Genomic DNA, 13,500 nt, shown 5'->3' on the forward strand with positions numbered 1-13,500 from the left:
TCGATGAGCAAAGTACAAAAGAACGCCGATAAGGAATTCGGTATATCGTCTTGGGCCATTGATAACCCTTCGGTTATTTATGTCATGATAGCCATTTTTCTATGGTTGGGTTTTAGTGCCTATATGGCAATGCCGAGAGAAGATTTTCCAGAAATTATAGAAACCAAAATCTACATAAGTACACCTTACCCAGGTAACACTGCTGAAGATATTGAAAAACTGATTACAGACCCATTAGAAGATAGGCTAAAGAACATCAGTAATGTTGTTGAAATTACCTCAACGTCACAAGAAGATTATGCTATTTTAACTATAGAGTTTGATGAGGAAATTACAGTTGAACAGGCAAAACAAAAGGTAAAAGATGAGGTAGATAGTGAAAAAGCTAGTGAAGACTGGCCTACCTTCAATGGTGCCAAAGTAGAACCAAATGTGTTTGACCTTAACTTTTCTGAAGAAGTACCAATTATGAATATCAACTTTACAGGTGATTATCCTGTAGAGAAATTAAAGGAGTTTGCTGAATATTTACAGGATGAAGTAGAAGACTTGCCTGAAATTAAGCAAGCAGACATTCGTGGTGCACAAGATTTAGAAGTAGAAGTTGGTGTTGTCATTTACAAAATGATGGCTGCTAAAATCAGTTTTCAAGATGTTATTAGCGCCATAAGCAATGGTAACATGACCATGTCTGCCGGTAACTTAAAAACAGTAGGACAAAGACGTACGATTCGTATTTTAGGTGAAGTTGAAGACCCTAAAGAATTGAACAACTTTGTGGTCAAATCTGAGAATGGTGCCGTTTACCTAAAAGATATAGCGACCGTAAATTTTCAGTCAAAAGACAAAACTACCTATGCACGTGAATTCGGAGAGAATGTAGTCATGCTCGATGTTAAAAAGAGAGCAGGTAGAAATTCAATCTCGGCAGCAGATAAGATAAAAGCATTGGTAAAGAAGGAAAAAGCAGATTACTTTCCGCCAGATTTAAATATCTCTATTGCCAATGATTCTTCTACCCGTACATTAAACCAGGTTGATGATTTGGTAAACAATATCATCTTCGGTATTATTCTGGTAGTAACCGTTTTAATGTTTTTCTTAGGTTTTAGAAATGCATTGTTCGTTGGTTTTGCAATACCTATGTCCATGTTCATGTCATTTGTAATTCTTTCTTGGTTAGGTTATACGTTGAACACCATGATTCTCTTTGGGATGATTATGGGGCTTGGTATGCTGGTAGATAACGGTATTGTAGTCGTTGAAAACGTATACCGATTAATGGACGAGGGCATGTCTAGAATTGAAGCTGCTAAAAAAGGTATCGGTGAAATTGCCTACCCTATTATTATATCGACAGCTACAACGGTGGCAGCGTTTGTTCCATTAGGTCTTTGGCCTGGAATTTTTGGGCAGTTTATGATTTACTTCCCTATTACGTTATCGGTTGTATTAGGATCTTCATTATTCGTGGCAATTTTCATGAACTCTATGTTGGTATCTAAATTCATGAGTACAGATGAAAAGGAGCTTACTTTAAAGCAACTGATCAGAATGAGCGTAATTATGGGCGGATTAGGAGCTTTAATATTGATTTTTGGCGGTGCTATGCGCGGTTTGGGGTCGGTATTGATATTAACCGCAATCATGTTCTGGGCTTATAAATACATTATTAAAGGTTCTGCCATTAGATTTCAAAAGAAAACAATGGCTCGTTTTGAAAATTGGTATGAGCGTCGTTTAAAACATGCCTTAAAAGGTAGCAACGTATATTGGTATTTTGGTATTACATTTTTAATGCTAATCGGTGTATTCATGCTATTTGGTATGTCTGTTGGTAGCGGTCGTACAAAAATTGAATTCTTCCCTGATAATAAACCAAATGAAATCTACGTGTATGTGGAGTATCCTGAAGGTACATCAATTGAGAAAACCAATGAGATTACCAAAGAGGTAGAAAATCAGGTGTACGCAATCATGAATGATGATATGTACAAGAATGAAAAGGGTGAAAATTTTATGATGGCCTCAGCCGTATCAGTAGTTGGTGAAGGTGCCGGTAATCCACTTACAGATGGTGGTTCTTCTGCAGAAATGCCACATAAAGGAAAAGTTACCGTAAACTTCAGTGAATACAAATACCGTAATGGTTTAAATACCGAAGATATTCGTGGTCGTGTACAAGCCGCATTACAAGGAATTTATCCTGGTGTTGCTATATCCGTAGAAAAAGATGCTAATGGACCGCCAGCTGGTTTTCCTATTAATATTGAGCTTGAAGGCAATGATTATGACGAGCTGATCAATACTGCCGAAGACATTAAAAACTTCATCAATACCAAAAATATTGCAGGTATTGAAGAGCTAAAGATTGATGTAAACAAAGGCAAACCTGCTATGCAAGTTATTGTAGATCGTGAAAAAGCGGGTGAATTAGGTGTTGCCGTTGGTCAAGTAGGTAACCAATTAAGACGTTCTATTTTTGGTGAAAAAGCCGGTGTTTACAAAGAAGATGGTGAAGATTATGATATCAACATCAGATTCAATGAAGATTTAAGGTATAACAAGAGTGCGCTATTCAATCAGAACATCATTTTTAGAGATCCTTCTAATGGGCAGATTAAGGAAATTCCGATTTCTGCTGTAGCAAAAGAGAAAAATACATCTGGTTATAGTGCTATTAAACACCGCGACGGTAAACGTGTGGTTACAATTTATTCGGGATTAAAACCTGGCTTTACAGATGCTAATGCTATTGTAGGTGAAATTAAACAAGAAATGGAAGCAGGTTTTAAAGGAAAACCAGCTACAGTCAAAATCGATTACACAGGTCAGTTAGAGGAGCAAAAGAAACAACAAGAATTCCTAGTTGGCGCTTTTTTCTCAGGATTAGGATTGATTATGCTTATTTTAATTTTCCAATTTGGTGGCATATCTAAACCATTAATCATCATGATCGCTATTTTCTTAAGCTTTATCGGTGTATTTGGAGGGTTGATGATTACCGGATGGTCTTTCGTTATCATGATGACCATGATGGGTATTATATCATTAGCCGGTATTGTAGTAAATAACGGAGTGGTACTGCTCGATTACACCCAAATTCTAATAGATCGTAAAAAAGTGCGCCTTGGTATTGAAGACAGTGATCTTTTAACCATGGAAGATGCAACAGATTCTATGATTGTTGGTGGTAAGGCAAGATTACGACCGGTAATACTTACTGCAATTACCACGGTATTAGGATTAATTCCACTTGCAATTGGTCTTAACATAGATTTCTTTGCCCTGTTCTCTGAGTTTAACCCACATATTTATATAGGTGGTGACAACGTAATATTCTGGGGACCATTGGCATGGACAGTAATCTTTGGTTTACTGGTTGCAACCTTCTTAACTTTAATAATTGTACCTGTACTGTTCAACATAGTATATCGTATTAAAGTGAAGTTCAGCAGTTTTGGAAACAAAGGCAATGATGCTAACGAACAACTTGAAAGTGTAGCGTAATACACCTAAGTTAATTCCATAAAAAAAGCCCGTATCTAATAGATACGGGCTTTTTATTTGAGTTAGTTAGTTTACTTATTAGTAACAACAGGATCTTTTGCATTTGCTTTAGAAACACTTGCTATTCTATTGTTATCAAAACTTACTTCGCTTTTTACATCACCTTCCCAGAATAACCATGTACCGGTTCTAACACCGTTCTCATAATTACCCATAGCAATTTTGTCTCCTTTTTCATTGAACATCTTCCATTCACCTTCTAACTTCTCATTTAAAAAGTATCCTTCTTGAGACTTTTCTCCATTTGCGTGAAAGTAAGTAGCTTTTACTTTATCACCTTCTTTTTCAAAAGTAGGATCAACTTGAGCATATGCTCCTAAAGACAATGCCATTACAGCTATAATTAGTATTTTTTTCATGATATATTTTTTTGGGGATTATTATTTTACAATTCTCTAACGAGATAAAGATACAATTATTTTGCAATTAATCAATGTTTAGGTAACTTTTACATAACATTAAATTTACATTGAAGATATATTTAACTGTTTTTAAGATAGTTAAATAAAATACAACTAAATATCTATCAAACCGGACATCGTATAAAACCTGCGTTTAATATAGACCTATAATGAAATAGACTTCTTAAATTTGCCCTTTCATTAAAGCACAAGTTATGTATAGAAGCCATTCCTGCGGGGAATTAAGAGAATCACATATTGGTACAACAGTTACCCTATCTGGGTGGGTTTCCAAAACAAGGGACAAAGGTTTTGTTGTTTGGGTAGATATACGTGATCGCTATGGTATTACACAATTAGTACTTGATGAAGACCGTACTTCAAAAGAATTATTGGAGCAAGCAAGAAACTTAGGTAGAGAGTTTGTTATCCAAATTAAGGGTGAGGTTATTGAAAGAGCTTCTAAAAATGCTAATATTCCAACAGGTAATATTGAGGTTTTGGTTTCTGAATTGACCATTTTAAACGAATCTAAGACTCCGCCGTTCACTATCGAAAACGAAACCGATGGTGGTGAAGACCTACGTATGAAATACAGGTATTTAGACATCCGTAGAAACCCTGTAAAGAACAATCTTATTTTTAGAAGTAAGGTAACTATGGAAGTTCGTAAATTTTTATCTGGCGAAGGCTTTATAGAAGTAGAGACTCCGTACTTAATAAAATCTACACCAGAAGGTGCTAGAGATTTCGTTGTACCTAGCCGTATGAACGAAGGGCAATTTTATGCTTTGCCACAATCGCCACAAACCTTTAAGCAATTGCTAATGGTTGGCGGTATGGATAAATACTTTCAGATCGTAAAGTGTTTTAGAGATGAAGATTTACGTGCTGACAGACAACCGGAGTTTACACAAATAGATTGTGAAATGGCTTTCGTTGAGCAGGAAGATATCCTTAACGTATTCGAAAACTTAACCAAGTACCTTTTAAAAGAAGTTAATGGTGTTGAAATAGATTCATTCCCAAGAATGACATATGATGAAGCCATGTCTAAATATGGTAATGATAAGCCAGACATTCGTTTCGGGATGGAATTCGCTGAATTAAATAGTGTTGCCCAACACAAAGAATTCGGAGTATTCAATTCCGCAGAGTTGGTAGTAGGTATTGCCGTACCAGGTGCAGCATCTTACACTAGAAAAGAATTAGATGCTCTTGTAAACTGGGTAAAGCGCCCACAAGTTGGTGCTAACGGAATGGTTTATGTAAAATGTAATGAAGACGGAAGCTTTAAATCTACCGTTGATAAATTCTACGACCAAGAAGATTTAACCAAGTGGGCAGAAGCAACAGGCGCTAAACCCGGTGACCTAATTTGCGTACTTTCTGGTGATGCCAATAAAACAAGAACACAGTTAAGTGCCTTACGTATGGAAATGGCAACGAGACTAGGACTTAGAAAACCTAACGAGTTTGCCCCATTATGGGTAATAGATTTCCCATTGTTGGAACTTGATGAAGAAACCGGTCATTACCATGCCATGCACCACCCATTTACATCGCCAAAACCAGGTCAGTTAGAATTACTAGATACTGATCCAGGTGCAGTACGTGCAAATGCATATGATTTAGTTTTGAACGGAAACGAAATAGGCGGTGGATCTATTCGTATTCACGATAAAGATATGCAAGCAACCATGTTCAAGCATTTAGGTTTTACACCGGAAGAAGCAAAAGCACAGTTTGGTTTCTTAATGGATGCCTTCCAATACGGTGCACCACCACATGGCGGACTAGCATTTGGTTTAGATAGACTTGTTTCTATTTTAGGCGGACAAGAAACTATCAGAGACTTTATTGCTTTCCCTAAAAACAACAGCGGCAGAGATGTAATGATTGATGCCCCTGCCCCAATTGATAACGAGCAATTGAAAGAATTGAACTTGAAGTTAGATATTCAAGAATAGTAAACCTTAACATAATTTAAAAATCCTGCCACTGTGCAGGATTTTTTGTTTTCTACCAATTGAAATACGACATCAATTATATCTTTAAGATTTAGAAGAGTTTAAAACTAAAATCATAACTAGTAATTAAATACCTTTGACTCCTAATAATGTTATGGCTCAACCATGCCCATTTTAACGAACAACCTTTTAAAAAGCATTTACAAGTGGAGATATAAAAACATCTCGCAAAAGACCTTTATTTACATTTTAAGTGTAGTTGTAGGGCTTTTAGCTGGTTTGGCATCGGTAACCCTAAAAAACATTACATACTTCATTGAAGCATCCCTTGAAAAAGGAATTATTTTCTCAAGTAATCAACTCTATTTTATTCTTCCTATCATCGGTCTTACATTGGTCTATCTTTATGTAAAGTATATTCACAAAGAAAAGCTTAATCATGCCGTTTCTTCTATTCTATTCTCTTTATCAAAAAACAAAGGTCGTATAGATCTAAAGCAAGTATACACACAACTCATCATTGCACCATTAACTGTTGGTTTTGGTGGGTCTGTAGGGTTGTTAGGTCCAGCAGTAGCAACAGGGGCAGCAATAAGTTCAAATTTAGGAAGGCTATTCCATATCAATTCAAAAACACGTTCCCTATTAATTGCATGCGCATCGGCAGGTGCTATTTCTTCTATATTTCAATCGCCCATTGCAGCTATTATTTTTGCCGTAGAAGTATTTAGTATGGATCTTACCATGATATCCATGTTACCCTTATTGCTGGCTTCCATAAGCGGTGTACTTACTTCCTACTTTTTTATGGGAAATGAAGTCTTATTGAATTTTTCCAATACGGAACCCTTTGAGATCAAAGACACCTTATTTTATATTCTTTTAGGAGTGGGCACTGCGGTAGCATCCATCTATTTTACAAAAATGTACTTTAGAATCGTTAACCTTTTTAAACCGTTAAAAAGTCCGAAATACCGTCTTTTGGTTGGTGGTTTAGCTATTGGCATTATGTTATATATGATTCCGCCTTTATATGGTGAAGGGTTTTCATTTATAAACTACTTGCTTATTGGTGACCATATTACTGCCTTAGGCAAAACTCCTTTTGACACATACACCAACAACATTTGGATCGTAATTGCGCTATTAATAGGTATTACCATTTTTAAGGCTGTTGCAATGACCACTACGCTGGCTGCAGGTGGTGCAGGTGGTATTTTTATACCAACCATGGTTATGGGTAGTGCCTTAGGCAATGTAGTTGCCAAGATTATTAATAATTCTGGACTAGGGTTTTCTGTATCTGAAAGTAACTTTACGTTAATTGGTATGGCCGGTCTCATTGCCGGTGTACAACACGCCCCATTAACTGCTATTTTCTTAATTGCGGAAATTACTGGTGGCTACGCATTATTTGTTCCTTTGATGATTACGGCATCTATATCATACCTTATCACTAAAAACACGGTAGATTATACTATTTACACCAGAGAACTAGCTGAAAGTGGCGACTTGCTGACCCATGATAAAGACCAAGCCGTTCTTACTTTAATGGACTTGGAATCTGTCATTGAAACGAATTTTAAAATTGTGCATCCAGAAATGACTTTAGGTGAAATGCTACATGATTCTGTTGCAAAATCTACCCGAAACATTTTTCCCGTAGTTGATGAAAATAAGCGCTTCTTAGGCATTATTCTTTTAGACGATATTAGAGAATTTATGTTCGACACCAAATTATACAATACTACAAAGGTGGAAACCTTTACGCACAAAGCCCCTGATCATATTTATTACGGATTGGATAGTATGCAGATCGTAATGCAAAAATTTCAAGATAGTGGCGCTTGGAATTTACCCGTTGTAAAAGATGGAAAATATATGGGCTTTGTATCTAAATCAAAATTATTGACCGCTTACAGAAGAGAGTTGATACGTTTTACAAAATAAAAAGTGAATTTATCAACGCTTTCAGAAAAAGAAACAACATGAAATACATTATCACCATTATCGTTTTAATATCCTTAGGACTAATCATTTACGGATTTAGCTTAGATACTGACCAAGAAGCATTATCACATAGATATATTGGTTCAGGCACTTTAGGTCTATTTTTACTGGCAATGCCACTTTTCTTGATAAAGGAAAGCAAGGGTAAAAAATTCAACGATTACATGCTTACAGATGAAAATGTGAGAAAGATGCAAGGGAAAAAGCCTAGAAACACTGATAATCAAGACAATCCGTCAAATTAATAGTCCATTTTACTACCAATCAATTGGAAAAAATATTAAATTAGAATGTTAATATTAAAATTTCATCACAATGATTGGTACCGTTAAATTTTACAATGAATCTAAAGGTTATGGATTTATAACCAACGAAGAAACAGGAAAAGATATTTTTGTTCATGCCACCGCTTTACACGGCACAGAAATTAGAGAAGGTGATAAAGTGAGCTACGAAGAGGAAGAAGGAAGAAAAGGTACAGTTGCCGGGCAGGTGCAGGTACTCTAAAAAGTTCTTTCAAAAATATTAAATGACCACGCCTTTGCGTGGTTGTTCGTTTTTAGATAAACCCCTACTTTCTTTTTTTGGCAAAAAATTGCTGTAATAAACTTGCCGCTTGATCTTCAAGAACACCACCTAATATTTTGGTTTTTGGGTGTAATGTGGTTCCCATTACTCCGCACCCACGTTGCAAGTCTGTTGCTCCATATACTATTTTACCTATTTGGCTCCAATACAGCGCTCCAGCACACATTTGGCATGGCTCTAGGGTAACATATAACGTACAGTCTTTTAAATACTTTCCACCTAAAAAGTTAGCAGCAGAAGTAATTGCCTGCATTTCTGCATGCGCCGTAACATCATTTAATTTTTCGGTAAGATTATGCGCTCTGGCAATAATTCTATCTTGTACCACAATTACGGCACCTACAGGCACTTCACCAGCTTCAAGGGCATACTCTGCCTCTTGTAGTGCCTTTTTCATAAAATAAGTATCATCGTAAGGTAAAACCATAGGTTCAAAAATACGATAGTTTCATTTTTAAAAAAGTATTTTTGTCTGCATTATAACCACAGTTTGAAATCGATACTAGAACAAATCAATTCACCTAACGACCTTAAATCTTTAAAAGTAAAAGATTTAGAGCAGTTGGCTGTAGAATTACGAGAGTTTATTATTGATATTGTTTCGGTCAAAGAAGGTCATTTAGGTGCTAGTTTAGGTGTTGTAGAATTAACCATTGCACTACACTATGTTTTCAATACGCCAATTGACAAACTCATTTGGGATGTAGGGCACCAAGCTTACGGACATAAAATACTGACCGGCAGAAAAAACGTTTTTGATACCAATAGACAATTTGGTGGTATAAGCGGCTTCCCAAAAATGCAAGAAAGCGAATATGACGCTTTTGGTACAGGGCATAGCTCCACCTCTATTTCTGCGCTATTAGGCATGGCTTTAGCGGCCCAATTACAGGGAAAATTTCAAAGACAACATATTGCTGTAATAGGCGATGCGTCTATAGCCAGCGGTATGGCTTTTGAGGGTTTAAACCACGCAGGCGTTACCAACGCCAATATTCTAGTGGTGCTCAATGACAATGCTATGGGTATAGACCCAAGTGTAGGTGCATTAAAAAAATACTTGACCAATGTAAAAACAGGAACCGCAAAAGAAGAGAATATTTTTGAGTGCCTTAATTTTCATTATACAGGTCCCGTTGATGGTCATGACCTACCCAACTTAATACAGCATTTAGAAAGGCTACAAAAAATTGAAGGACCCAAACTATTACATGTCATTACTACCAAAGGTAAAGGCTTGCAAAAAGCGGAAGAAAATCAAGTAACCTACCACGCCCCAGGTAAATTTGACAAACAAACCGGCGAACTACAAAAGAAAACTAACCTTGTCCAACCACCTAAGTTTCAAGATGTATTCGGTAAGACCTTAGTTGAGCTCGCTTTAAAAAACGAAAAAATTGTAGGTATAACTCCCGCCATGCCAACTGGTAGCTCTTTAAAATTTATGATGGAAGCTATTCCAGAAAGAGCTTTTGACGTTGGTATCGCAGAACAGCACGCGGTAACTTTAGCTGCAGGTATGGTAACTGATGGGTTAGTTGTATTCTGTAATATTTATTCCACTTTTTTACAACGCGCCTATGATCAAGTAATTCATGATGTAGCCATACAGAATTTACCAGTCATCTTCTGCCTTGATCGTGCAGGTTTAGTAGGTGAAGACGGACCAACACATCATGGTGTTTTTGATATTTCTTATTTAAGATGTATTCCAAACCTTATAATTTTTTCTCCGCTTAATGAAGTGGGTTTACGAAACATCATGTACACTGCCCAATTCGGTTTAGACCACCCCATTGCCATACGCTATCCACGAGGCAGAGGTAGCATGATAAACTGGCAATTACCAATGACAAAACTGAACATTGGAAAAGCCGAAACACTTAAAGACGGAAACAAAATTGCCATTTTAAGTACTGGACCAATAGGAAATATGGCAACAGAATTGATTAAAGAATTAAATGAAAACGAAGCTATTGCGCATTACAATTTCCCTTTTATAAAACCTTTAGATTCTATTTTATTACATGAAATCTTACATAAATTTGAGCATATTATTACAATAGAAGATAGTGCTAGCACGGGCGGATTTGGGAACGGAGTGTTAGATTTTGCAAATAATATTGGAAACCATAAAATAATTAAGATATTTGGGGTTCCTGATGAATTTATAACACATGGTGCAACCGAAAAATTGTATAAAAAAGCAGGAATAGATAAGATGTCCGTAAAACAATATGTACAACAGTTTCTATGAGAAAAATAGCTTCTAGTCCTTTTAAAATAATTCTTCCTATTCTCTTTTTGGTGACCTTTATGTCATACGGTCAAGACACTATTCCCGCACCTATTATTGTTGACAGTGTGGTGGTAGATAGCATTGCAATAGATACTATTGTAATTCGACGTACCGTAGACAAAATATTTACTCCAAGAAAAGATGTAAATCTTAACATTCCCAATATTAATTTTAAAAAGACCAAAACCCTTAAAAAAAAATATCGAAGATTTAAAGCTCCTTCTTTTTGGGAAAGTAAAAACAGTTTTGGTTTTGATGTTAGTGAAGTAGCTTTTGTAAATTGGAATGCTGGTGGGGACAATGCTATTAGCGGACTTAGTTATTTAACTTTTGCTAGAAAATACAAATTCGGCAATTTTTCATGGGAAAACGACCTAGAACTTAAATATGGCTTAAATGCCCAAGAGGGTCAAAAACTACGAAAAACCGAAGATGTAATTCGTTTAAGCTCTAATTTAGCCTTTAAAAAAGATACTGTAAGTAATTGGGCTTACTCCGTTCAATTAAACTTTAATACTCAATTTTCTAACGGTTACACCTATCCAGATAGGGAAACACCAATTTCAAGATTTATGGCTCCTGGCTATTTACTGTTTGGTGCCGGTACATCTTTTATTACTAAAGATGAAAAATTTAACCTCTATTTATCACCATTAACTCAAAAATCTACCTTTGTTTTGGACCAAGACCTAGCTAATAGTGGTGCTTTTGGTGTAGAAGAAGCTATTTTAGATGCTGATGGCAATATTATAACACCCGGCAAAAACCATCTCTTAGAGCTCGGTATATTAATTACTAATAATACAAACTATACTATAGCAGAAAATGTTGGGCTAACAAGCAGGTTAAGTCTCTACACCGACTATATTAAAAGTTTTGGAAACGTAGATGTTGATTGGGAACTTTCTTTAAAAATGAAAGTAAACAAATTTATTAGTGCCAGTTTGGGTACTCAGGTCATTTATGATGATGACATACTTTTTGACGTCATTAAAAACGACGATGGTACTACGATAGACGCCGGTACACCTAGAATACAATTTAAGCAATTGCTAGGTGTTGGTGTACTCTATGGTTTTTAAAGTTGTTTCCCTTTAATTTTATTGTGCATGTGCACCGCAGCACTATCAGATAGGCTTGCAACATAACAACAGGTGTTCAACACAATTTGATACAGCGAAACATTAGTATCTTGATAAAACCCAGGTAAGGTTCTTAAAATTAGTTTATGGTAGTTAGATGCGTTATTCTTCTTCTTACCGATCAAAGCATTAATATAGACATCTAAAATATCAGATATAATAGTATAACCTGCTATCTCCTTTTCAACTACTTCTTGCGATTGGTAAATTTTCTGAACACTCAAACTAATAATATCTTCAATTTGCGCTTTAAATTTACTTTTATCCAGTAAAGAGACTTCAAAAGTACCGTTTAAAATACTTTCCTCATTTTCAATAAATATAGAAACAGCATCTTGTATTAAAGTGTTTATGGCTAAAGCACGTAAATAACTGAGCCTATCTTCCATATACTCCAAAGAGTTATACTTCTTGGTATTTATAGTATCCTTAACCAGTTTTATAAGATATTCTAAAGCATAATCTTCAGAAATGAGTCCTAAATTTATACCATCTTCAAAATCAATAATGGTATAACAGATATCATCGGCAGCTTCCACCAAAAAAGTCAAAGGATGTCTATCGTAAGAAATAGATCCATCGGTACTTCTACTTTGTAATCCTAAATCTTCTGCAACACTTTCAAATATATGTTTCTCACTTTGAAAGAATCCAAATTTTTTATCACAAATATGATTTGTTGGTTTCTTTGGTAGCGATTCCTTAGGATATTTCATAAAAGCACCTAATGTGGCATAGCTTAAGCGAAGTCCTCCAGAAACTCCTGCCCTGTCTTGGGTCAACAATCGAAATCCGTTGGCATTACCCTCAAAATCGATAATATCCTGGTATTCAACTTCAGAAAGTAAGTCTTTAAATTTTAATCCGTTTCCGGTTTTAAAATATTCTCCAATAGCTTTTTCACCGCTATGACCAAAAGGAGGATTTCCAATATCATGCGCTAAAGCTGCTGCAGCCACAATACCACCAAAATCATTGAATTGATACCCATGAACTTCTTTTAGATAAGGGTGTTTTTCAATTATTTTTTTTCCTGCCAATCTACCTAGACTTCTACCAACTACAGAAACCTCAAGGCTATGTGTTAATCTAGTATGTACGAAATCTGTTTTTGAAAGCGGTATTACTTGGGTCTTATCTTGAAGACTTCTAAAAGCGGAAGAAAATATAATACGGTCATAATCAACATCGAACCCTAGACGAGTTTCATCTTGCTCATTACGTAACCTCTTATTTTTATCGCCTTGTCTTCTTAAAGAAAGTAATTGCTCCCAATTCATGTACATTATTTTAAAGCCTGCAAGATACGCCATTTGCACATTTTGACACCTAAAGCATCAGCTACAGTATAATATGATGTACCACAACCTTAACCTTTAAAACATATATTAATAATCCTTACGTAACCTTATCTTAACCTTAGCAAACTTTCTTTGTACCAGTTAATTCACACATGAAGAAAGTATATATTTTATTCGCATTAATGATTTGCTCTTTGTCTTTTGCACAAGAGAACAGTT

The 13,500-nt window shown here is 35.8% G+C and carries 10 protein-coding genes; 7 read left to right on the forward strand and 3 right to left on the reverse strand.

Going from position 1 to position 13,500, the window contains the following annotated elements:
- The first annotated feature begins 3 nt into the window (after window positions 1–3).
- Window positions 4–3,510, forward strand: a complete 3,507-nt coding sequence (locus ABJI11_RS07165) for an efflux RND transporter permease subunit (RefSeq protein ID WP_348350755.1) — start codon at window positions 4–6, stop codon at window positions 3,508–3,510.
- 71 nt (window positions 3,511–3,581) lie between these two features.
- Here ABJI11_RS07165 and ABJI11_RS07170 read toward each other — a convergent pair whose 3' ends face one another.
- A complete protein-coding gene (locus ABJI11_RS07170) occupies window positions 3,582–3,929 on the reverse strand; it encodes a nicotinic acid mononucleotide adenyltransferase (protein ID WP_348350759.1) in 348 nt (115 codons plus the stop codon).
- Window positions 3,930–4,186: 257 nt separating this feature from the next.
- Between ABJI11_RS07170 and aspS the strand changes: the two genes are divergently transcribed.
- The 4 genes from aspS to ABJI11_RS07190 all read left to right on the forward strand — a co-directional run bounded on the left by aspS (window position 4,187) and on the right by ABJI11_RS07190 (window position 8,458).
- Window positions 4,187–5,941 (forward strand): aspartate--tRNA ligase, encoded by a 1,755-nt coding sequence (aspS, locus tag ABJI11_RS07175; RefSeq protein WP_348350761.1) that lies wholly within the window; start codon window positions 4,187–4,189, stop codon window positions 5,939–5,941.
- 165 nt (window positions 5,942–6,106) lie between these two features.
- On the forward strand, window positions 6,107–7,891 hold the full coding sequence (locus tag ABJI11_RS07180) for a chloride channel protein (RefSeq protein ID WP_348350763.1): 1,785 nt from the start codon (window positions 6,107–6,109) through the stop codon (window positions 7,889–7,891).
- A gap of 38 nt (window positions 7,892–7,929) precedes the next feature.
- Window positions 7,930–8,196 carry a hypothetical protein gene (locus ABJI11_RS07185; protein WP_348350765.1) on the forward strand — a complete coding sequence of 89 codons (267 nt, stop codon included), beginning with the start codon at window positions 7,930–7,932 and terminating at the stop codon, window positions 8,194–8,196.
- Between the two features lie 70 nt (window positions 8,197–8,266).
- On the forward strand, window positions 8,267–8,458 hold the full coding sequence (locus ABJI11_RS07190; RefSeq protein ID WP_027065298.1) for a cold-shock protein: 192 nt from the start codon (window positions 8,267–8,269) through the stop codon (window positions 8,456–8,458).
- A 64-nt stretch (window positions 8,459–8,522) separates the two neighbouring features.
- On the opposite strand, the gene ABJI11_RS07195 is transcribed toward ABJI11_RS07190, so the two are convergent.
- Window positions 8,523–8,966 carry a nucleoside deaminase gene (locus tag ABJI11_RS07195; RefSeq protein WP_348350768.1) on the reverse strand — a complete coding sequence of 148 codons (444 nt, stop codon included), beginning with the start codon at window positions 8,964–8,966 and terminating at the stop codon, window positions 8,523–8,525.
- Window positions 8,967–9,029: 63 nt separating this feature from the next.
- Here ABJI11_RS07195 and ABJI11_RS07200 point away from each other — a divergent pair, with 63 nt between their 5' ends.
- The gene (locus ABJI11_RS07200; protein ID WP_348350770.1) at window positions 9,030–10,796 is read left to right on the forward strand and encodes a 1-deoxy-D-xylulose-5-phosphate synthase; all 1,767 of its coding nucleotides are present in this window, start codon (window positions 9,030–9,032) and stop codon (window positions 10,794–10,796) included.
- Window positions 10,793–11,920: a DUF3078 domain-containing protein gene (locus ABJI11_RS07205; RefSeq protein ID WP_348350772.1), complete on the forward strand. Its 1,128-nt coding sequence runs from the start codon at window positions 10,793–10,795 to the stop codon at window positions 11,918–11,920. Before ABJI11_RS07200 ends, ABJI11_RS07205 begins: the two co-directional genes overlap by 4 nt.
- On the opposite strand, the gene ABJI11_RS07210 is transcribed toward ABJI11_RS07205, so the two are convergent.
- Window positions 11,917–13,260 carry a deoxyguanosinetriphosphate triphosphohydrolase gene (locus ABJI11_RS07210; protein ID WP_348350774.1) on the reverse strand — a complete coding sequence of 448 codons (1,344 nt, stop codon included), beginning with the start codon at window positions 13,258–13,260 and terminating at the stop codon, window positions 11,917–11,919. The genes ABJI11_RS07205 and ABJI11_RS07210 overlap by 4 nt on opposite strands.
- Between the last annotated feature and the right edge of the window lie 240 nt (window positions 13,261–13,500).

The sequence above is a fragment of the Maribacter sp. genome, assembly GCF_039968975.1.
GTDB lineage: Bacteria > Bacteroidota > Bacteroidia > Flavobacteriales > Flavobacteriaceae > Maribacter.

Coding starts and splice junctions, on each gene's coding strand:
- ABJI11_RS07165 (WP_348350755.1), top strand. CDS start 4: ATGAGCAAAGTACAAAAGAACGCCGATAAGGAATTCGGTATATCGTCT.
- ABJI11_RS07170 (WP_348350759.1), bottom strand. CDS start 3,929: ATGAAAAAAATACTAATTATAGCTGTAATGGCATTGTCTTTAGGAGCA.
- aspS (WP_348350761.1), top strand. CDS start 4,187: ATGTATAGAAGCCATTCCTGCGGGGAATTAAGAGAATCACATATTGGT.
- ABJI11_RS07180 (WP_348350763.1), top strand. CDS start 6,107: ATGCCCATTTTAACGAACAACCTTTTAAAAAGCATTTACAAGTGGAGA.
- ABJI11_RS07185 (WP_348350765.1), top strand. CDS start 7,930: ATGAAATACATTATCACCATTATCGTTTTAATATCCTTAGGACTAATC.
- ABJI11_RS07190 (WP_027065298.1), top strand. CDS start 8,267: ATGATTGGTACCGTTAAATTTTACAATGAATCTAAAGGTTATGGATTT.
- ABJI11_RS07195 (WP_348350768.1), bottom strand. CDS start 8,966: ATGGTTTTACCTTACGATGATACTTATTTTATGAAAAAGGCACTACAA.
- ABJI11_RS07205 (WP_348350772.1), top strand. CDS start 10,793: ATGAGAAAAATAGCTTCTAGTCCTTTTAAAATAATTCTTCCTATTCTC.
- ABJI11_RS07210 (WP_348350774.1), bottom strand. CDS start 13,260: ATGAATTGGGAGCAATTACTTTCTTTAAGAAGACAAGGCGATAAAAAT.